19 protein-coding genes are annotated in these 19,811 nt (G+C 46.9%); 10 read left to right on the top strand and 9 right to left on the bottom strand.

Annotation, left to right across the window (positions count from 1 at the left end; genetic code table 11):
- Positions 1 to 33: 33 nt before the first annotated feature.
- Together dinG and ACOMG9_RS10185 are read right to left on the bottom strand one after the other, a co-directional pair.
- Positions 34 to 2,184 carry an ATP-dependent DNA helicase DinG gene (dinG, locus tag ACOMG9_RS10190; protein WP_494530212.1) on the bottom strand — a complete coding sequence of 717 codons (2,151 nt, stop codon included), beginning with the start codon at positions 2,182 to 2,184 and terminating at the stop codon, positions 34 to 36.
- Positions 2,177 to 2,461: a DUF1145 domain-containing protein gene (locus ACOMG9_RS10185; RefSeq protein WP_422133512.1), complete on the bottom strand. Its 285-nt coding sequence runs from the start codon at positions 2,459 to 2,461 to the stop codon at positions 2,177 to 2,179. The genes dinG and ACOMG9_RS10185 overlap by 8 nt, the downstream gene beginning before the upstream one ends.
- A gap of 70 nt (positions 2,462 to 2,531) precedes the next feature.
- Between ACOMG9_RS10185 and ACOMG9_RS10180 the strand changes: the two genes are divergently transcribed.
- Both ACOMG9_RS10180 and ACOMG9_RS10175 read left to right on the top strand, forming a co-directional pair.
- The gene (locus ACOMG9_RS10180) at positions 2,532 to 3,062 is read left to right on the top strand and encodes a YchJ family protein (protein ID WP_422137834.1); all 531 of its coding nucleotides are present in this window, start codon (positions 2,532 to 2,534) and stop codon (positions 3,060 to 3,062) included.
- 58 nt (positions 3,063 to 3,120) lie between these two features.
- Positions 3,121 to 3,597: a hypothetical protein gene (locus ACOMG9_RS10175; protein ID WP_448216801.1), complete on the top strand. Its 477-nt coding sequence runs from the start codon at positions 3,121 to 3,123 to the stop codon at positions 3,595 to 3,597.
- A gap of 461 nt (positions 3,598 to 4,058) precedes the next feature.
- Here ACOMG9_RS10175 and ACOMG9_RS10170 read toward each other — a convergent pair whose 3' ends face one another.
- The 4 genes from ACOMG9_RS10170 to tnpA form a co-directional block, all read right to left on the bottom strand.
- Positions 4,059 to 5,042 (bottom strand): transposase, encoded by a 984-nt coding sequence (locus ACOMG9_RS10170; RefSeq protein ID WP_494530211.1) that lies wholly within the window; start codon positions 5,040 to 5,042, stop codon positions 4,059 to 4,061.
- A 324-nt stretch (positions 5,043 to 5,366) separates the two neighbouring features.
- Positions 5,367 to 7,082 (bottom strand): IS66 family transposase, encoded by a 1,716-nt coding sequence (tnpC, locus tag ACOMG9_RS10165; protein WP_448215655.1) that lies wholly within the window; start codon positions 7,080 to 7,082, stop codon positions 5,367 to 5,369.
- 36 nt (positions 7,083 to 7,118) lie between these two features.
- The gene (gene tnpB, locus ACOMG9_RS10160) at positions 7,119 to 7,487 is read right to left on the bottom strand and encodes an IS66 family insertion sequence element accessory protein TnpB (protein ID WP_448215654.1); all 369 of its coding nucleotides are present in this window, start codon (positions 7,485 to 7,487) and stop codon (positions 7,119 to 7,121) included.
- Entirely contained in the window at positions 7,484 to 7,810 is a 327-nt protein-coding gene (gene tnpA / locus ACOMG9_RS10155; protein ID WP_448215653.1) for an IS66 family insertion sequence element accessory protein TnpA, read from the bottom strand. Before tnpA ends, tnpB begins: the two co-directional genes overlap by 4 nt.
- A gap of 465 nt (positions 7,811 to 8,275) precedes the next feature.
- Between tnpA and ACOMG9_RS10150 the strand changes: the two genes are divergently transcribed.
- From ACOMG9_RS10150 to ACOMG9_RS10125, 6 genes are all read left to right on the top strand, one after another.
- Positions 8,276 to 9,373 carry a serpin family protein gene (locus ACOMG9_RS10150; protein WP_494530210.1) on the top strand — a complete coding sequence of 366 codons (1,098 nt, stop codon included), beginning with the start codon at positions 8,276 to 8,278 and terminating at the stop codon, positions 9,371 to 9,373.
- A gap of 318 nt (positions 9,374 to 9,691) precedes the next feature.
- Positions 9,692 to 11,065 (top strand): serpin family protein, encoded by a 1,374-nt coding sequence (locus tag ACOMG9_RS10145; protein ID WP_448216798.1) that lies wholly within the window; start codon positions 9,692 to 9,694, stop codon positions 11,063 to 11,065.
- 116 nt (positions 11,066 to 11,181) lie between these two features.
- Positions 11,182 to 11,553: a serpin family protein gene (locus ACOMG9_RS10140; RefSeq protein ID WP_422137829.1), complete on the top strand. Its 372-nt coding sequence runs from the start codon at positions 11,182 to 11,184 to the stop codon at positions 11,551 to 11,553.
- 227 nt (positions 11,554 to 11,780) lie between these two features.
- Entirely contained in the window at positions 11,781 to 13,142 is a 1,362-nt protein-coding gene (locus tag ACOMG9_RS10135; protein WP_494530209.1) for a serpin family protein, read from the top strand.
- A gap of 320 nt (positions 13,143 to 13,462) precedes the next feature.
- Complete coding sequence (locus tag ACOMG9_RS10130; RefSeq protein WP_448216795.1) at positions 13,463 to 14,896, top strand: serpin family protein; 1,434 nt, start codon at positions 13,463 to 13,465, stop codon at positions 14,894 to 14,896.
- A 171-nt stretch (positions 14,897 to 15,067) separates the two neighbouring features.
- The gene (locus ACOMG9_RS10125) at positions 15,068 to 16,468 is read left to right on the top strand and encodes a serpin family protein (RefSeq protein WP_448216794.1); all 1,401 of its coding nucleotides are present in this window, start codon (positions 15,068 to 15,070) and stop codon (positions 16,466 to 16,468) included.
- A 60-nt stretch (positions 16,469 to 16,528) separates the two neighbouring features.
- On the opposite strand, the gene ACOMG9_RS10120 is transcribed toward ACOMG9_RS10125, so the two are convergent.
- Genes ACOMG9_RS10120 through ACOMG9_RS10110 form a run of 3 tightly spaced genes read right to left on the bottom strand, consistent with a single transcriptional unit; the run spans position 16,529 to position 18,050 of the window.
- Positions 16,529 to 17,194: an SOS response-associated peptidase gene (locus ACOMG9_RS10120; protein ID WP_448216793.1), complete on the bottom strand. Its 666-nt coding sequence runs from the start codon at positions 17,192 to 17,194 to the stop codon at positions 16,529 to 16,531.
- A gap of 2 nt (positions 17,195 to 17,196) precedes the next feature.
- Positions 17,197 to 17,481, bottom strand: a complete 285-nt coding sequence (locus ACOMG9_RS10115; RefSeq protein WP_448216792.1) for a putative signal transducing protein — start codon at positions 17,479 to 17,481, stop codon at positions 17,197 to 17,199.
- A 2-nt stretch (positions 17,482 to 17,483) separates the two neighbouring features.
- The gene (locus tag ACOMG9_RS10110; RefSeq protein WP_448216791.1) at positions 17,484 to 18,050 is read right to left on the bottom strand and encodes a tetratricopeptide repeat protein; all 567 of its coding nucleotides are present in this window, start codon (positions 18,048 to 18,050) and stop codon (positions 17,484 to 17,486) included.
- Positions 18,051 to 18,329: 279 nt separating this feature from the next.
- Here ACOMG9_RS10110 and ACOMG9_RS10105 point away from each other — a divergent pair, with 279 nt between their 5' ends.
- Positions 18,330 to 19,508, top strand: coding sequence for a 1-acyl-sn-glycerol-3-phosphate acyltransferase (locus ACOMG9_RS10105; protein ID WP_494530208.1), 1,179 nt, complete (start codon positions 18,330 to 18,332; stop codon positions 19,506 to 19,508).
- Complete coding sequence (locus ACOMG9_RS10100; RefSeq protein WP_422133498.1) at positions 19,495 to 19,809, top strand: YqfO family protein; 315 nt, start codon at positions 19,495 to 19,497, stop codon at positions 19,807 to 19,809. Before ACOMG9_RS10105 ends, ACOMG9_RS10100 begins: the two co-directional genes overlap by 14 nt.
- The last annotated feature ends 2 nt before the right edge of the window (positions 19,810 to 19,811 follow it).

Here is a 19,811-nt window from a genome sequence, read left to right as displayed (position 1 = left end):
CATCGACAGCAGAAGCAACGCTCTCTGCAAGATTCAGAAAACTGTATGCTCTATGGCTCTTCTGAAAGGCGGCAGAGAGTCCAGAATCATACGACCATACCTCGCTGTGACCACTCTTCGATCCAGCAGGGTGATCTGGCCGGTATCCTGCTCTGTTCTTAACAAACGACCGCAGGCCTGTACCAGCTTGATGGCTGCATCTGGAACGGTTATTTCCATAAACGGATTCCGGCCCTGAGCCTCAAGCCATTCTGACAGTGCCGATTCCACAGGATCATCGGGAACCGCAAAAGGAATTTTGGCGATAATAACATGCTCACAATATTCACCAGGCAGGTCGATCCCTTCCGCCAGACTGGCCAGACCGAAGAGAATACTGTCTTTGCCTTCATCAATATGCTTGCGATGCAGTTTCAGAAGTTCCGCCCGGGAATAATCATCCTGCAAAAGGATCTTCTTGCGCCAGGCATCATCGAGACCAAAATGCACATCTTTCATCTGCTTGCGTGATGAAAAAAGTACCAACGTACCTTTTTGTCTGGCCATCAGATCGGGCAGCTTCTCAACGATTTCTTCCGTGTGCTCTTCACTCTGACGAGGATCAGACAACATACCCGGTACCACCAGCTGTGCAGCGAGACTGTGCTGAAAAGGGCTGGGAACCACAACGCAACGGGATTCAGACGGAACCCCTGAGCGCATGCGGAAACGATTGAAGTTGCCCAATGAAGTGAGTGTGGCCGACGTAACAATCGATGCATAACCCGGATTCCAGAGCGTCTGCCAGAGTGTTGCCGAAGAAAGTATTGGGCTGCTGAAAACCTCCAGTTCCTCACCAAAGGGCCCTTCACTCCACTTCAGCCAGCGGGCACTGGGTGGCTCACCCTCAGGGTCTTTCATGGTGTAGGTCAACCAGAGCTTAAACTGGTTTTCCAGACGCATTTGCATTGCACCCATTTCCGGATACAGTTGCTCGGCCTGCCAACGGTCAATACCCGGGACATCACCGTCCATGGCATCGTCCAGTTCCCTGGTAATTTTTTCTACCATACCACTGCAACGACTGAAAACGGCTTTGAGTACTTCAGCCTGCTGACGGAGTGCTTCAGGTATTTTCCCTTGCTCAAAGCGATAGACAGCAACCGTCGTATCACCCTGAATTCGAGGTTCAAAGGTTGCAACACCCTGTAACAGAGTATGGGTGTGACCCAGGGCATTCACCAGTTCATCAAACTCAGGCATGAGTTTTTCGAGTCTTTCACCCAACTCACCGGGCAAGGCGTTTTGGGACAGGGTTTTCTGTAGAGACTTACTGGCTTTCTCCAGCCAGCTGGCCGTTCCTTTTATTCTCGAATGACAGGCGAAATGATCGATCGCCTTGTCAGGCAGATGATGGCCCTCATCGAAGACGTAAACGGTATCTTTCGGATCAGGCAGAATAGCGCCACCGCCCAGGGCCAGATCAGCCAGCACCAGATCATGATTGGTTACCACCACATCGGCCTGTTCAAGATCTGCCCGGGCTTTATAGAAAGGACACTGATTGAAATAGCCACAGCGGCGGCCACTGCACTGGGAATGATCCGTGGTAATCATTCGCCATTGTTGATCTTCCAATGCATCGGGCCAGCTGTCGCGATCACCCTCCCAACTGGAAGCGGCAAAGTCTTCCAACATAGTTTGATAGAGCTTCAGGGAAGTCTCGTCCTGCGCCAGTGTGAAACCTTCTGCGGCAAACATATCCATTAATGAGGCCGTTGACTGCTCTTCCTGCAACAACCGATCAAGCTTGCTAAGACAAGCATACCGCCCACGACCCTTGGCCAGGGTAAAAGAGAACTTAAGTCCGGTTTTCAGGATAATATCGGGCAGGTCCTTGCCGATAATCTGCTCCTGCAGCGTCACAGTGGCTGTAGAGATTACCAGTCTTTTATCAGCAGCCTGCGCCATCACCACAGCAGGCAGAACATAGCCCACCGTTTTACCGGTACCGGTACCAGCCTCGACGACAATCACGGAAGGATCCGAGGTTCTGCGCCCTTCACTGTCGGTCTTGACCTCACCCAGGGAACGGGCGACTTCTGCAATCATCTGTTTCTGACCGGGCCGGGCCTTCAGCTTTTTGCTGGTCAGAAACGTGCTGTAAGCCTTCTGGATCTTTTTTTTCTGTGAATCTTCAAGCACTGTGCTGATCACCCACCGGCTGGGTTGGAATTTTTTTCATCAGACTCATCAGGTGAAAGCCGCCAAAGATCAGAATCATGTAGCGATCTTTCATGGACAGCGGCGCGCCCATAGCGGCAAAACGGCGACTGAAGAAGAAATGCTCTGCCGTGTGCAACAGCAGCAACAGGGGCGCAGCCCAATTCAATACGGACCCCATGGGTTCTGCCACGGGCACAAAGAGATTCCACAGTGCTGAAAGCCAGAATAAAACCACCACCGCTTTGCCAAAGCCCATGTATCTGATCCTGTAATTTAAGTAAAATGATATTCTATCGAAAACCCATCACTCCTGCTCGAAGAATTCTATGACTGAAAACAGCCCTGAGCTTAAAAACAGCCTTGAGCACAAACATCCTTATTCAGACGCCTCTATCAACCATTGCCCTTGTGGTTCAGGCCAAACCTATAAAGCATGCTGTGGCCCTTACCATTCGGGGCAAGCGGCTCCAACCGCAGAAGCCCTGATGCGTTCCCGCTTTTCAGCCTATTATCTTAAAAACACGGATTATCTGCTGGCCACCACCTGGCAGCGCCAGATCAATGGCTTGGATAAAGCCGACATTCACCGAGAGACAGACGCCACCCGGTGGACCCGACTGGACGTGGTCAGCACTGAAGCTGGCGGCAGTGCTGACAGCCGGGGAAAAGTGGAATTCAAAGCCTGGTTCCTGAACCCCGCCACCGGCAGGGAAGAAGCGCACCATGAGCACTCAGACTTCATCAGGGAACAGGGTCACTGGTATTTTATTTATCCGGATATACCTGCCAGACTGCCTGGAAGAAACGACCCTTGTCTCTGCGGCAGTGGCAAAAAATACAAAAAGTGCTGCGGTTGATTCTCTCTCAGCTTTATCAAAAGACAGCAAAATTTAATTAAGAGAGGTGAGGTGAAACTTGTTTTTAATTGCTAAACCTTCCGGTTCAACCTGCCAGTACACTGTCGTTCTTGTGTTGCTCTGCTTACTGTTGCTGCCCTTACAACTACTGGCTTTGACTTGTCACAAATGCGGCTTCAATTACAATCGAAAAGACTTCTCGTTCTGCCCAATGTGTGGGGAAGAAGCTGAAAATGAAGATCTTCTGCATCGCACAATGCCTTCCCAATCAGCAGCGCCAGTAAGTCCTGGTGCACAGGTGGATGAATCGCTGAGAAATCTGGAGTTTGCCGTAAAAGTATTTAGCCGTGCAGCCCCCAATATCCCTGAAAATTTTGTATTATCCCCTGATAGTCTTTTTCAGACACTGGCATTGTTAGTATTAAATGCGGGTCCTGACGGTGCGATCGAGCAATGGCGTCAAAATTGTCTGAGTGAGGATCATTCTAAGCCATCCGGTGCAGCAGCCCATGAACAGAACAAAAACCCTTCTTAACAAAAAATAAGACACCCATAAAAAAAAGGCCTCGTCAGAAAAAAAATAAGACACCCATAAAAAATGTCTCTTCAAGGGAAAAAATAAAAAAATAAGACATTCAAAAATCTGTACTCCCAAAAAGGATCAGAAAAATCTATCTTCAAGTAGCGTATCAACGAGCCACACAGCGCCACCCAACGAACAGAGGCTGTTCAAGCCATAATTCAGACAAAAAAAAATAAGACACCCATAAAAAATGTCTCTTCAAGGGAAAAAATAAAAAAAATAAGACATTCAAAAATCTGTACTCCCAAAAAGGATCAGAAAAATCTATCTTCAAGTAGCGTATCAACGAGCCACACAGCGCCACCCAACGAACAGAGGCTGTTCAAGCCATAATTCAGACAATGCAAATTCATTCCGACATAAGTCGAAGAGAGATAAAGAGAGGGTCTTTGACGTCTTAACTGATTTCTACGCTAACCTGTCAGGTACAAACGACTGCAGGCGTTTAAACCTCGAAGCCACTTCTGTCCGGCTTCAAGTGCATAAGCCTTCATCGCCTCCAGACGGCCAACTGCCCGATAAAAACGATTATTCCATTGCATGGTTTTCAGCCACTCATCCGGATCAATGTCCAACCTTTGAAGAATCGGAGGGGTACACGACGGGATGGAACCTTTCTTGTCTGCCCTGACAATGCGGCCACTCCAGTCAACCAGTTCCAGATAATCGTGAAGAAGGTATGGAAGGGCAACATCCGTATTCTGGCCCTGCAAACAAAAAAGTTTCAGGGTCAGCGGCTGATTTTTAGTCTCAGAGTGTGTAACCTGCTCCACGCGTTCCTGAATCGACGTGTAGTCTGATTCTTCCGGTGTTTCTACCTTACCAGCCCGAATCGGATTCAAGTCAACGTAGGTCATGCAGGTCAGTAACGCTGCTTCGTCCAGCAATGCCTGGCTTTTAAAGCGTCCTTCCCAGAAGCGTCCTTTACATTCGTCTTCTTTGTTGGCCTCACGAGCAAGATATTCATTCAGGCAGCGCATAAACCAGCTGATATCCGTTAAACGACGCCGGTATTCCTCAGCATATTCATCAATACGGGCCAATTCAGCGCTGCTCAGTTTGTCAGCAGCCAGATGCCTTTGCACCAGAAGTGGACCTCTGAACAAGGTCGTCCAACGATGCAGCACTTCATTCCGTGACCAGCTCCTGGCAGATGACTGATTGATATGCAAAACCACATGATAATGATTCGACATGACAGCGTAAGCGCAAACTTCGATAGCAAAGACTGAAACCAGTTCCTGAAGTTTATCCACCACCCATTGGCGGCGATGCTCGTAATTCTTGCCAGTCAGGTGGTTCTCTCCGCAGAGGTAAGCCTGACGAACACATCTTGCCATACAGTGGTAATAAGGCGTTGAGCCGGGGTCAATCAGAGTATTGCGGGCCTGAGCCATGAACTCACCTGTCTGGGTAAAAAATCAGTGATGGGTGAAAAAGTAGACCAGGTGGATGGTAAAGCAAATTTATGGGTGTCTTTTTAATTTAATTTTTTTAATTTTAATGGGTGTCTTTTTAATTTTTTGTACTGGGCAAGCTGCCCGAACCAGAAATGCCCCACAGATATTGCTGACGAGGCAACTTTTTAAACTGACCGTCAAATCCAATGGCTATGTAATTACCCGACGAGTGGATTGAATTCTGGATGGGATACAACCAGGAAACTATCCTATAGTAAGCGCCAAATAAACCAGCGTACTGGCTGCCGCCCCCAAGATTTCTTATTCTTTGCCTGTCTTAACATTCCAGGGGAGAAGCTGTTCCAGTTTCTCAACGGTATCGGCGTAAGGCAGCTCTTTTAAAATATGGTTCAGGTAATTGAAAGGCTCCAGACCATTCACCTTTGCGCTTTCAATCAGGCTGTATAAAAGGGCACTGGCTTGCGCCCCTTTTGGCGTGTCTGCAAACATCCAGTTCTTGCGGCCAATAGCGAAGGGGCGGATGGTGTTTTCCGCTGCGGCATTACTGATATCCAGGTGGCCGTTGTCACAGTAAACGACCAGTTTTGGCCATTGGTTCAATGCATAGCTCATGGCTTGGTGCGACAGGCTGCCCGGGTCTAGCCTGGTTATGTTTTTCTCCAGCCATACATGAAAGTCGTCCAGTAGTGGCTTACTCTTTTGCTGACGCAGGATGGCTTTTTCTGATGGAGGAAGATCTCCTATTTCTTTCTCAATGGCGTAAAGCTTACCGATTTTGCCTAAAGCGACATTCGCCTTGCTAACGCGGGTGTTTTTCACCTTTTTGCCCGGTTTGGCTTCGCCCTTCCTGGCATCCAGAAATTTCCTGCGAACGTGGTCGAAGCAACCCGCCTGGGTGATGCCTTCTTGTTTGCATACAGCGTCGTAACTGGCATACCCGTCAGTTTGCAGGTAACCGCTGAACCCTTCGAACAGACGCAGGGGAACCTCCTTGCCTCTTGAGGGATCGTATTCAAACACCACCGATGTTTGTCCGGGTGGCCCACCAAGGCTGACCCACATATATTTGTCAGAGTTGATGGACTTGCTGGTTTCCTTGATCACCTGAATTCGGGTTTCGTCAGCATGGATCACCGAACCGGTCTTTTGATGATCTCTCATCAAATTGATGAGTGGCCGCAGTTCTGTAGACAGCCGAATCAAAGAGTTGGCCATCGTCGTCCGGGTGACAGAGCCACCGTATCGCTTGAGGATATTCTCTTGCCTGTACAAAGGCAGTGCGTCGCAGTACTTGGAGACAATGATCCAGGCCAGTGTGCAAACAGAGAGTGAAGATTTGGGCAGTGGGTGTTTTGGCAGCTCTGCAACTTTAATGACCCGCTTCTCCTGTCCATGCTCATCGACTTCTGGAAAGACTGCTTTCTCTTGCAGAATTTCTTTCACCTGAACCTTGGTCGGAACGATATCAAGCTCTTCACGGACTTTGACAAAGAAGGTATCAATGGCTCCGGCTTTTTCTTCTTCACTGAGTTCAGAGCGTTCCTGCACTCTGGGCAGAGACTCTGAAAATGACTTGCGCCCTGTTTTCTTTTTGCGTGGTTTTGGAGGCTCTTGCTCTGGCTGACCTTCAGCTTCGTCTTGCTCTCCGGTGCAGCCTTCCAGCTCCACCTCGTTGAAAATGTCGACCTGGCTGTTGTTTTTTTCAGTGCTTCTTCCGTACAGGCGGGATCGGGAGAGCCTCAGGTACTCTTCCAGTTGCGCAATGCGTTTTTTTTGAGAATCGATGACCTCTGACTTCTTTTGAATAATGTCGTCTTTTTCAAGAAGGGCATTTTCTTTTTCAAGAAGGGCATTTTCTTTTTCAAGAAGGGCATTTTCTTTTTCAAGAATGACACTTTCCTGCGAATGGATCGCCTCAAACAAGGCGACCATTTCAGGGTTAGTCTCAGCCTGATGAAAGGGCAAATCCAGTGCGGATTTCGGCTGAAAAATCAGAGTGTCGGCGGTCGATTTCATGGTCGCTATTTTACCATAAAACCCTGAAAAACAGGACTAAAAACAGCTCTCATAATGCCTTTTTTTATGGGGTTGCATGGCATTGAGATTGTAGCCGTCCAGCAGCCAGTTTAATTGTTTCCCGGTTAATGTAACCAGCTCTTCGTCCGGTTTGGGCCAGTGGAATTTGTCCTCAGACAGGCTCTTGTAATAAAGCACAAAACCATTATCTTCCCAGAACAGGCACTTGATTTTATTACGCTGCCGGTTGGTAAACGCATATAAATAGCCGTCAAAGGGGTTGTGCCCCAGCTCTTGTTCAACCAACACAGCAAGCCCACGAAATGACTTGCGAAAGTCAATCGGCTCCCGGTAGAGAAACACCTTTGGTAATACCTCTGACGGTCGCATAACCGGGGTGTTCATAGCATATCCCTCACCAGTTGCTCACAAAGCGACAGGTTACTTTCATCAATACCGGACACTGTTACACCACTGGGTAGGGTGATGGAGAGTGGTGTTATCCGAGAAGGCGCACCAGGTTCTGGTTGGGGTGTTACCTGGACAAAGCCAGAGTTGTTCGGGGTCGGTTTTACGCTGGGGGTTGTGTCGAGTTTACGCTTCCAGTATCCGAATTTGGATACCCTTATACCATGCTGTTGGCACCACGCACTCTGAGTCAAACCTGAATCCCGCCACGACTGAACACGCTCTAGCCATTCACTGTCTGCGGGTAATTTCTTTGACATATTGGCCTCCTTATATCGGGAGGCTAATCATTTCAAATGGGGTTTTGATTCTGAAGGGCGTGGGTTTATTTGGCGTTTACATCCTATATTGAATTTCGGATTTCGTATTCAGTTGATCGCATCCATAGGGCAAGGGTTCGGTAGACAGAGAGGTTATGGCAAGTAAAAAACCTTAAACCAAGGTAAGAAGGTACAGACGTGGTTTTGCTCAGTCATTTTTTCAATTCAGTCTGTCATTACAGGATCCTTCTGGTATTGCTCTGCTTATTCTATTTATCGTTGCCAGCCTCACACCTTCTGGCTGTGACTTGTGGAAATTGCGGTCTGGATTACGATGATGAAACCCTTTCATCCTGCCAAACACCGTCGTGTAACATAGAAGCTGAGAGTGAGCCCCCTCAACATGACACAGCACCTCCTGAAAGGGCAACACCAGTTAACCCTGATTCAAATCCTGTTGCACAAGTGGATGGATCCCAGGGAAATTTTGATTTTGCAATGAAGGTATTTTACCAGGCATCAGCAAATATCCTTAAAGATTTTGTCATGTCCCCTGACAGCCTTTTGCAGACAATGACGCTGTTACTGTTACAAGCGGGTACCAACAGTACGGACGAGCAATTGCGTCGAATTTATTGGCCAGGCTATGATTATGAGCCATCCGGTGCAGGCGCAACAGCCGGTGGAAAGAACAAAGACCCTTCTTCGATTATCATGCTCGCAGCCAGTCAACCTGAGGCTTTGGCAGTTTATAGAGAAAGACTTAAACAAGTCGACAATACTCCTGGTAATGTCGACTGCACCAATCGCGGACAAACCCAAACCCTTGGCCAACTGCTTAACAGACTATTTTGCCAATTAACCCATGGTATTGTTCAAGATTATTGCACTCCCGATGCTTACTCCTTTCAGTTATCTTCCTCCATAGAACACGCATGCTATTTATACTTCATAGGGATGTGGAGAAAGTCTTTTGGGACCGATAGTGCCTATTTATTTAACTTACCCAATGATCAAGCAGACGCTTTAAAAAGAATTATCGAAGGAAAAACCAATCCTTCTCAATACGCACGTCACAATAATTGGAAAGCATTTAACTTTCCCTTCCGGGAAGACAATGAAATAATTTTGGTTTTACCCCCGGCAGGGGTGTTTCTTTATGGGCTAAAGTGTAACATAATATCGGCCTTGGTATCCTCGTTCGACTCCAAGGAACCCTTTTCATCCAGTTCAACGACAACTACCGAATTCCCACCCTCTGAAGTTGATAAAAACACTGACTTGAGTGAAGCTCTAAGTCGATCGGGTTCAGGTTTACTTTCTATTGCTAGCAGTGATCTGGGCTCAGGAGCTATGCCAGATCTGACAGTTCGTTCGAATATGCTTAGTGAACAGGGTACCCGGGGCGCAGCTTTAACACACGCTGATTCTGACAGAAACCATGAGAGAGATACAATACAACCAATCCGGTTCGATCTGCCCTTTATTTATATCTTGCGTAATAGAATAACAAAAAGAATCATCTACATTGGTCGGTTATTTTATCCCAGAGACGCCTCATGATTGTGAACCCGCTGACCGGGATCAGGAGAGCCTCATAAATCCCTCGCTGATTTCCTCGCAAGCGAAGGTCAATGGGACTTCCAAAGATTTAATGAGGGATATAAGCAATCAAAAGACAATGGACATTTGTTTTATACGACGTCGACACTCTATGTCCTTCAAATTGTTTTAGTTTTTATCTGGACGCTGATCAGAAAACCACCCTATATTGGACTATGGATTTCACACTCGATTGAGTGTTCGGCAAAATAACGTTCCATAAAAAAACAGGAAGGTTATTCCAGCTCACCCTAAAACTTCAGGCAGCATGGTACAAGCGTGGTTTTACTCAGAAAATCTTCCGATCCAGACTGCCATTACAGAGTCGACCTGGTATTGGTCTGTTTACTCCACATATTCTTATTGCCTTCGCAACTTCTGGCTGTGACTTGTGAGCAATGCGGCTTCAATTACGATCAGGAAGACTTTAAATTTTGCCCAACAGCGTCATGTAATAGAGAAGCTGAGAGTCAGCCCCCTCAACATGACACAGCACCTCCCCAGGGGGCGACAGGAGTAAACCCTGATTCAGATCCTGGTGCGCAAGTGAATGGATCCCAGAGAAATCTTGATTATGCCATCAATGTACTTGGCCATGTTGCCGCAAATATTCGTGGAGATTTTGTCATTTCCCCCGATGGCCTTTTTCAGACAGTGGCAATGTTGCTGCTACATGTGGGTGCTGACGGTGCGGCCGAGCAATTGCGTCAAATTTATGTGGGAGAGTATTCTTCTGAGCCAACCGGTGCAGCATCATCACGCGCTACAGAATCCGGACAGGAGAAAAACCGGAATATGACTGACTGGCTCGCAGCCAGTCAGCCTGATCCTCTGGCAATTTACAGAGAGAGACTTGAAGAAGCAAACCGCCATGCTCGTAGTAATGTCAACTTCACCAACCGTGGGCCTATAAAAAACTTAGCCCTGTTGCTCAACAGTCTATTTTGCCAGTTAACCAGCGGTATAATTCAACGTTTCTGCAACTCCAACGTCTGGCCCCGATCCTGGTCCACAGAACTCATAAGTGCTTATTACTTCATAGGGCTGCGTGAAAGGTCTTTTGGGACCCAAAATGCAGCAGGTTTATTTACCTCATTACCTAACGACCAGGCCGCCACTTTGCGTAGAATTGTGGATGAAGAAATCAGACCTTCCCAATACGCCCATCACAATGATTGGGAGGCATTTTCCTTTCCCTACCCCAACTGGGGAAATGAAGAAATGGTATTGATTATACCACCGGCAGGGATAGTGCTTTATGGACTAAGTTCAGAAATAATAAAGGCATTATTATCGTCATTAGACTCCGAAAAATCCATTTCAACGACAACTCACGGACTTCCACCCTCTCGCGTTGATACAAGCACTCACTTGAGCGAAGCTTTAAGTCGTTCAGGTTCAGGTTTACTTTCAGTTGTTACCAGTGATCTGAGTTCAGGAGCTATACCAACGATGCCTGCTCGTATGAATGTGTATAGTGACCAGGCAGCCCCGGACGCAACCTTAACGCACACTGATTTTGAGAGAACACACGAGGGAGATACAATACGACCAATCCAATTTGATCGACCCTTTATTTATATCTTGCGTAACAGAATGACAAAAATAATCATCTATATTGGGCGGATATTTTATCTCAGAGACACTTCATGATCCTGAACCCGTTAATCGGGATCAGGAGATCCTCTTGGCTCCCTCGCTGATTTTGTATAAAGTCAACACACTCTGATTTGAGACCAACCCTAAAATTAAGTCAACAAGGTACAAACGTGGTTTTACTAAGCAAATATTCCGATAGGGTCTGGCTTTCGATAAAGGCATTGACTCAAACAACTTTACATTCTCTTTTTACAAATACACTCAGCTTAGGAACCATGCTATCGGAGCCTGTACCTGTTTTAATTAATGTGTTTAATCAACACAGCGCCATAGAAGTTAACGAACAAGGAACCGAAGCCGCTGCTGTAACACACATCGGTTGTTCGAGAGGATTTAGTATGAATAGCCCTAAGCCCATTGAATTTACACGGCCATTTATTTATATATTGCGTAATAAAATAACAAAAAAAATCATCTTCATCGGGCAGATACTTGATCCCCGGAAATCAGGAGCAGGTACTTCAGGATCGGGTACCCAGTAATCGGGGTTGGGGGAGCCTCACGACCCCCCCACCCTTTGTTGCAAACGAAGAAGAATGTGGCTTAGAAAGATTTTAATCTTCAAACTGATTTGTTTTTTTGGCGCTAACCAGGAAACCATCCTATATTGAGTGCCTGATTTAACACTAGGTTGACCATTCTGCAGGGTAGCGGTTCATAAGATAGGGACGATATTCCTAACCGAAGATTAAGACGACAAGGTACATACATGGCTTCACCAGGCAAGGCTTCCAATATAGCCAGGCAATGCAGGTCCGTCTCAGTGTTATCCTGTTTGCTCTGCTTCCTGTTCGTACCCTCACAACTTCTGGCAGTGAACTGTATAAAGTGCGACCGTGAGTACAGTGATGACTTATTTAAAGAATCTGAACCCTGCTATTTATGTCGAACAAAAGACGGTTCTGATTCTGCTGATGAGGGTCATGATTTAAATCCCGGTGCACAGGCAGATGAATCACACGGGACTCTGGGTCTTGCCATAGATATATTCAGGCGTGCAGCACAGGCAACTCCTGAAAATCTGGTCCTGTCCCCTGATGGCATTTTTCAGACACTGTCACTGTTACTGATGGGGGCCACTGATGAAACCCGGCAATTGCTTCAAAAGTGTCTGGGAGAGGATTATTCTGAGCCATCCGGTGCCACAGCATCAGGCGCGACAGCCTCTGGACAGGACCAATACTGTATTGCCAATTGCCTGCTTGTCTCCAATAGGCATACTCTTCAGGAAACTTATAAAAAAAAGCTTGAACAAATAAACGCCGATATTCGAGATAACGTCAACTTCTCCGACCGTGCATCATTACAAAGCCTTGCTCAAGAACTCAACGATCTATTTTGCCAATTAACCCATGGATTGGTTCGAGAATTTTGCCAGGACAATGATTGGCATTCCAATACTTCCATGGCACTCATAAATTCTGTTTACTTCAAAGGCCTCTGGGAAACGTTTTTCAGGAAACGAATTGGAGGATCAACATTTACTTTACCCGACAATCAAAGAGTTGTTTTAGACGGGTTTATGGATGGAACAATTAATGCTGACCAGGAGGCTGAATATAATGATTGGAGGGCAGCTGCCGTCCCCTACCAGGGAGATCATGAAATGATTTTGGTTTTACCCCCGGAAGGGATAATGCCCCACGAGGTATCGCCAGAAATAATAATGGCACTATTCTCATCATTAGACTCCAAAGAGCTATTATTTTCAAGCTCATCAGTTCCTCTTGGTCTTGGACTCCCGACTTTTAGTGTTGACTCGGACACTAAATTGATAAATACATTAGCTCAAACAACTTTACACTCTCTTTTTACAGGCACACTCAGCTTAGGATCTATGCTATCCAATCCAGCACCTGTTTTTATTAATATGTTTAATCAACACAGCGTCATAGAAGTTGATGAACAAGGAACCGAAGCCGCAGCTGTAACACACGTCGGTTTTTTTACATCAACGGGTATGAGTTTTCCGAAGCCCATTAACTTTACACGACCATTCATTTATATATTGCGTAATAAAATAACAAAAAAAATCATCTTCATTGGACAGATACTTGATCCCCGGACTTGAAAGAAGACTCTTCAGGTTCGGGTCCCAATAATTGACATGGGGAGCCTCACGACTCCCCCTCACCCTTTCTTTGCAAGCCAGATGGAATAGGGTTCTCAGAGATTTTTGGGTAAATAGCCATCGGTAAACATTGAATCTTTAAATTTTACAGCATCAATTCCCTCTGACCCTTGAGCAGGTATAGTTTTTTAGGCACTCACCAAAAAACCACCCTATATTGTATTACGTATTCCGTTCACCACTCCTCAGGGCAACTGTCCAGTGAACAGGAAGATCATCTTGAGACAATCCCTGAAATCGGGAAGTTATGAGGTGCCAACATGGCTCGAGTAATGAAATCTCCCGCTATAGCCTTGCAGCACAGGCGCATTTTGCTCTTGGTCAGTTTGCTTTATTTCCTGTTGCTACCCTCACAACTCTGGGCTGCGCCCTATGACCACTTCGACGACAACGAAGATCCTGAAAAATCTTCACCCTACCCGGTGTTTCAAGAAGAGGATTCTGACGACGAGCTTCACGGTGAGACAATGCCTTACCAATCGGTAACACCAGAAAACCCTGATTCAGACCTTGGTCCGCGAGCGGCTGAGTCCAACCGGGATGTGGAGCTTGGCATAAGTCTATTTATTCAGGCAGCAAAAGAAACTCCTGGAAATTTTCTTATCTCCCCTGATGGCCTTTTTCGCGCGCTGGAACCAGTACTCATGGGGGCTTCTGGAGAAACTAGGCAATTGCTTCAAAGCTACATGGGAGATAAATATTCTGAGCCATCCCCTGCAGCAGCAACCGCAACATCTTCTGCACAGGACGACTACTTCGTCTCGAACACTATACTCTTGTCCGAAGAACTTGCAGTTCAGGAGAATTATCGTGGGAGAGCTAAACAAGTAAACGTCGATCTTCGTGAAAGGATCAGGTTCTACGACGGTGTATCTTTAAAAATCCTTGCTGATGAGCTCAACAGACTATTTAGCAAATTAACCCATGGCATGGTTCCAAAATTTTGCAGCGCCAACGAATGGTCGGCAGATACCACCTTGGGACTCGTAAGTTCTGTTTACTTCAAAGCGCTTTGGAAAGACTCTTTTAAAGTCGATATGACAGGTTTATTTACTGTACCCGGCGAAGAATGGAGAGCCATTTTGGACAAATGGCTGGTGGGTGAAATCAGTTCCTCCCAATACACAAGTCACAAACATTGGCAAGCAGTCACCGTTCCTTACCGGGGAACCCATGAAATGATTTTTGTTTTACCTCCCGAAGGGATAATGCCCCATGAGATATCAGCAGAAATAATAATGGCATTACTTTCATCATTAAACTCCGAAGAATCATGTCCATCATGTTCAAAAATCTCTATCGGACTTCCACCCTTTAAGGTTGATTCGGACATGAATTTGAGCTATTTCTTAAGAAAAACGCCTCTACGTCCTGTTTTTACAGCCGCCGTCCTTGATAAAGGCCCCCTCCAATTGGGAGCTATGCTACGTGATCCTCGAGGTGCTTCTATTAATATGGTTCGTCAACATTGCGCAATTGAGGTCAATGAAGCTGGGACCCGAGCCGCAGCTATCACACGCGTCTCTTCAACGAGATCGTTTGGAGCAGGAGGTCATGATAAAAAATCCGTCAAATTTGATCGACCATTTAGTTATTTCTTGCGTGATAAAAACACAGGAAGAATCCTCTTTATTGGGCAGATACTTGATCCTCGTAAATCAGGAACAGGTACTTCAGGATCGGGTACCCGGTAATCGGGACAGGGGGAGCCTCGCGACTCCCTCGCCCTTTGTTGCAAGCGAAGAAGAATGTGGCTTTGAAAGATTTTAATCTTCAAACTTTTTTTTATTGGCGCTAACCAGGAAACCATCCTGTATGATCATCTTGAGACAACCCCTGAAATCATGAAGTTATAAGGTGCCAACATGGCTCAGGTAATTAAATCTCCCGATATGGCCTTGCAGCACAGGCGCATTCTGCTCTTGGTCAGTTTGCTTTATTTCCTGTTGCTATCCTCACAACTCAGGGCTGTGACCAATGACAACTGCGACATCAATCAGGATCGTGAAAAATTTTCAGCCTGCACGGCGTTTCATGAAGAAGATTCTGACGACGAGCTTAAAGGTGACACAATGCCTTTCCAATCGGCAACACCAGAAAGCCCTGATTCGGATCCTGGTAGACGGGCGGCTGAGTCCAAGGGGAATCTGGAGCTTGCCATAAGTGTATTTAGTCAGGCAGCAAAAGTAACGCCTGAAAATTTTCTTATCTCCCCTGATGGCCTTTTTCGAGCTCTGGCACCACTACTCATGGGGGCTACTGGAGAAACCAGGCGGTTGCTTCAAAGCTACCTGGGAGATAATTATTCTGAGCCATCCCTTGCAGCAGCACCAACCGCAACATCTTCTGCACAGGACGAATACTCCATCTCGAACACTATGCTCTTGTCCAGTGGACTTGAACTTAAGGAAACTTATCGTGAGAGACTAAAACAAGTAAACGTCGATGTTCGTGATAACATCAACTTCTTCGACCGTCTATCTTTAGAAAGCCTTGCTGATGAGCTCAACAAACTATTTAGCCAGTTAACCCATGGCATGGTTCCACAATTTTGCTACGCCGACCAATGGTCGCCAGATACCACCATGGCACTCATAAATTCTATTTACTTCAAAGGGCTTTGGGAAAGGTCTTTTAATGTCCGAAAAGCTAAATTTACTTTACCCGACGGTCAGAGAGTCAATTTGAACGAATTTATGGTGGGTGAAATCAGTTCCTCCCAGTACACAAATCACAATGATTGGGAAGCAGTCACCGTTCCTTACCAGGGAGCCCATGAAATGATTTTAGTTTTACCTCCCCAAGGGATAATGCCCCATGAGATATCAGCAGAAATAATAATGGCATTATTTTCATCATTAAACTCCGGGGAATCATGTCCATCATGTTCAAAAATCTCTATTGGACTTCCACCCTTTAAAGTGGATTCGGACATTGAGTTGAGCGATTTTTTAAGTAAAACAGCTTTACACCCTCTTTTTACAAGACCCCTGGAATTAGGCGCTATGCTATCCAATCCTCTAGCTGTTTCTATTGATGAGGCTCATCAACATTGTGCGATTGAGCTTAATGAAAATGGGACCCGAGCCGCAGCTGTCACACACCTTATTTCTACGAGATCGACCAAGGACAATCAGAGAAAATCCGTCCAATTTAATCGACCATTTCTTTATGTATTGCATAATAAAATAACAAAAAGAATCCTCTTTATTGGGCAGACACTTGACCCTCGAAGCACTTCGGAATCGGGTACAGATACCCATTAATCGGGTAAGCGGAGCCTCAGGATTCCCCTCACCTTTTGTCGTGGGCAACGGGGGAGTCGTTTAATTGCGAGCAACCAGTTTCTTCACACACTCTGGTCCCTTGTTAGAAACATGATTTACCGTTCTGCCCACTTTATAAAAAGACAGTTTACTGACCGTTTCAGTCGGTTTGCCCAGACTCGCAAGAACCGTCTTATAGCGCTCACCCAGCCACTCCTTAGCCTGTTTTTGTTGCAGCAAAACCGGCATTCTCTCGGTCAGCGGTGTAATATCACTGATAGCAGGACGAGTAAGAATCGCGCAGGACTCGAAACTCAACTGGTCGTCCACAGGATAACTCTCCCAGAGACCGGCAAACAGGCACAAACCACCCGACTTTGGACGTATATACCATGGCTGACTGTGATCCCCTACCCTCTGCCAGTCGAACCAGCCATCGGCCAGAATCAGACAACGCTGCTTTCTGAGGGCGCTGCGAAACATTGGTTTATCGGCAGCGGTTTCGATTCTGGCATTGATCTGGGCTCTGGAAAAATCCTGCAGCCAGTGAGGAACCAGACCCCACTTAACCCGCGCGGTTTCAACACCGCCCTGCTCATTATTTTTGACAATAAGTACCTGTTCACCAGGCGCAACATTATAGGAGGGAATATTGACTTCCGTCTGGCGGATACCCAGACACCCCAGGTTGATCTGATCAGCCATCAGCGTGTAACGACCACACATAATCATTCTTCCTGAATGTGATCAGATTCTTCCAGAACGGGGGACGCCTTGAGGTAATCCTCGATCATTTCTTTGGCCAGACCGGCATCGTAGTCGTCTACATAGAGAGCCAGCAGACCGGTAGCGGGTAGTTCACCCACGGCACCCGCCAGATAGCTACCTCCCAGATGGCAGGCAATGCCATGGCTCTCCAGAACATCCTTGAGGCATTGAGCCTCAAGGAGATTTTCAGGGCTGAATATCTTGATCATACTTTTAATAAAAACACGACTATCGTCGTAAAGCAAGCTTACTTCAGGTAGACCGTCCTGATCTGGCTGACCAGCTCGTTCGCTTTAGCTCTCTGGGCAGGGGTAAGCAGTTCAGACAGCTCCTGCTTCTGTTTACGGGCCGCTGTCAGAAAGTCCCCCTCGGAATCTTCCAGACTCAGGGCAGTCCACATATAAGCAGCAATCAGGTTGCGGTCTGTGCCTGCCCCTTTATAATAGGATTTCCCCAGTTCGTACTGAGCCTCTGCACTCTTGCCCTGTCGACCTGCGGCCCGTTCGATCAGTTGAAAACCTTTTTTGGGATCTTTAGCTACGCCCCCCAGACCCTCTCGATAGGCCTTGCCCAACAAAAGTTCTGCCTGAACATTACCTCTGTTCGCCAGAGGTTCCAGCAGAGAAAGGGTTTGACTGGGATTTTCCGGCCTGACTTTACCAGCAACCAACAGGCTGCCCGCTTCAAGCACGGCCTGTTCATCACCTGAGCTGGCCCGCTTCAACAGACTGGAAAAGTCAGCAGCCCAGCCACTCAGGGAAAACAGTAATGTAATGGCCAGTAGCCCACCCTGGCACTTTCTACTCAATAACATCTATTACCTCTAGCCATTTTGAGCAGTCGACTGCCCAATGATTGCATTTTTGAAACACTGATTTTTTCGATTGCGCAGAGTATACACACTCAAGACAGGGAATTCTGCAAGCTTTCAATTATCAATAACCCGTTAAACCCACATCAACAAACATTCATACGTACGGCTATTCTCAAACCGTTACAAAGTGCCACACCCCGGCTACAGACCCTTTGTTTTAATAACTATATACTCATGGTTTTACTCACCGCTGTTATAAAAGGCAACCACCCGGAACAGATGGAACGTTTTGAAGAAATCCGCCCCTATCACGATCAGGAAGTAAGGCCCGTCCTGGACCGCCTGTTGCAAGACCCTGAACTTATTCAGGCACTGGTGCGTCATCAATACCCTGACATGCCAGTTTTCCTTAATGGCATTGCAGGCTGGCTGACAGCCATGGGATTGCGCTACAAACTAAAGAACATACATGACATTGATGGACTGCAACAGGTCATTGAACCTTACCTGACCCGTGTCATTGAAGGCAGTACTTCCGGCATCAGCTTTTCCGGACTGGATCAGCTCAACAAAGAGCAGGCTTATCTGTTCCTGTCCAATCACCGGGACATTGTCATGGACCCGGCTTTTGTCAATCTGGCTGTTTACAAACAGGGCATGCAAACCGTTCGAATAGCCATTGGTGACAACCTGCTGCAAAGACCTTTTGTCAGCGACCTGATGCGTCTTAACAAAAGCTTTATCGTCAAACGCTCTGTGGAAGGCCGCCGGGAAAAACTCAGGTCTTATCAGACACTGTCAGCCTATATTCATCACTCCATAGATACCGGGCATCCCGTCTGGATCGCTCAAAGTGAAGGCCGGGCAAAAGACGGTGACGACAAAACCGACTCTGCTATCATCAAAATGCTCCACATGAGCCGAAAGGCTGCGGAAACCTCTTTTGCCGACAGCATTCGCTCCATGAACCTGGTACCGGTTTCGATTGCTTACGAATACGACCCCTGCGATATGGCCAAAGCCAGAGAACTCCACGCCACTGAAACCTGGGGTAATTACGAAAAATTTAAAGGAGAAGACCTGCAAAGCATAGTGACAGGCATCGAAGGCTTCAAAGGCAAGGTTCATGTGGCTTTCGGTACACCGCTGTTCGACGAGTATGAAAATGCCAATCAGGTTGTTGAAGAGGTAGATCGTCAGGTTCATCAAAACTACCATCTGTTCGCTTCCAATCTGATTGCCTTTGATCGGCTCCGCAGTGGCTATCCCAATGTCACAGAGTGCACTTTAGAAGCTCTGTTTGAAAGGTTTTGCCCGGAAGAATCGCTCGACGATAAAGTCACAGACTTCAATGATCGCATAACCCAGTGCCCGGAGGCTCATCAACCCTGGTTCCTGAGGATGTACGCCAATCCTGTTATCAATCATTTTGCTGGAAAACGACATGTCTTTGCATAAGCTTTGTTTTTTTGTCCCTGAAAGTCATCTTGAATCAGTGAAGACTGCCGTCTTTGCTGCGGGTGCCGGTCGTTATGAAAAGTACGACAACTGTTGCTGGCAAACGTTAGGTCAGGGACAGTTCAGAGCGCTGGATGGCAGCGATCCTTTTATCGGTAGCCAGGGTAAGCTGGAAACCGTTCAGGAATTCAAGGTTGAAATGATCTGCGAGGACCAGTATCTGAAAGCCGCCATTGCAGCGTTGAAATCGGCACACCCTTATGAAGAGCCAGCCTTTGAAAGCTGGCCGCTTGGAGCCTGAGT

Source organism: Endozoicomonas sp. PH6C (assembly GCF_059322965.1).
This window is presented reverse-complemented; position numbering and strand designations above follow the sequence as displayed.

Excerpts from the sequence above, each read along its gene's own strand:
- ACOMG9_RS10105 (WP_494530208.1), top strand. The coding sequence starts at position 18,330 with ATGGAACGTTTTGAAGAAATCCGCCCCTATCACGATCAGGAAGTAAGG.
- tnpB (WP_448215654.1), bottom strand. The coding sequence starts at position 7,487 with ATGAACACCCCGGTTATGCGACCGTCAGAGGTATTACCAAAGGTGTTT.
- ACOMG9_RS10110 (WP_448216791.1), bottom strand. The coding sequence starts at position 18,050 with ATGTTATTGAGTAGAAAGTGCCAGGGTGGGCTACTGGCCATTACATTA.
- ACOMG9_RS10180 (WP_422137834.1), top strand. The coding sequence starts at position 2,532 with ATGACTGAAAACAGCCCTGAGCTTAAAAACAGCCTTGAGCACAAACAT.
- ACOMG9_RS10130 (WP_448216795.1), top strand. The coding sequence starts at position 13,463 with ATGGCTCGAGTAATGAAATCTCCCGCTATAGCCTTGCAGCACAGGCGC.
- tnpC (WP_448215655.1), bottom strand. The coding sequence starts at position 7,082 with ATGAAATCGACCGCCGACACTCTGATTTTTCAGCCGAAATCCGCACTG.
- ACOMG9_RS10170 (WP_494530211.1), bottom strand. The coding sequence starts at position 5,042 with ATGGCTCAGGCCCGCAATACTCTGATTGACCCCGGCTCAACGCCTTAT.
- ACOMG9_RS10125 (WP_448216794.1), top strand. The coding sequence starts at position 15,068 with ATGGCTCAGGTAATTAAATCTCCCGATATGGCCTTGCAGCACAGGCGC.
- ACOMG9_RS10120 (WP_448216793.1), bottom strand. The coding sequence starts at position 17,194 with ATGTGTGGTCGTTACACGCTGATGGCTGATCAGATCAACCTGGGGTGT.
- ACOMG9_RS10135 (WP_494530209.1), top strand. The coding sequence starts at position 11,781 with ATGGCTTCACCAGGCAAGGCTTCCAATATAGCCAGGCAATGCAGGTCC.
- ACOMG9_RS10185 (WP_422133512.1), bottom strand. The coding sequence starts at position 2,461 with ATGGGCTTTGGCAAAGCGGTGGTGGTTTTATTCTGGCTTTCAGCACTG.
- tnpA (WP_448215653.1), bottom strand. The coding sequence starts at position 7,810 with ATGTCAAAGAAATTACCCGCAGACAGTGAATGGCTAGAGCGTGTTCAG.
- ACOMG9_RS10100 (WP_422133498.1), top strand. The coding sequence starts at position 19,495 with ATGTCTTTGCATAAGCTTTGTTTTTTTGTCCCTGAAAGTCATCTTGAA.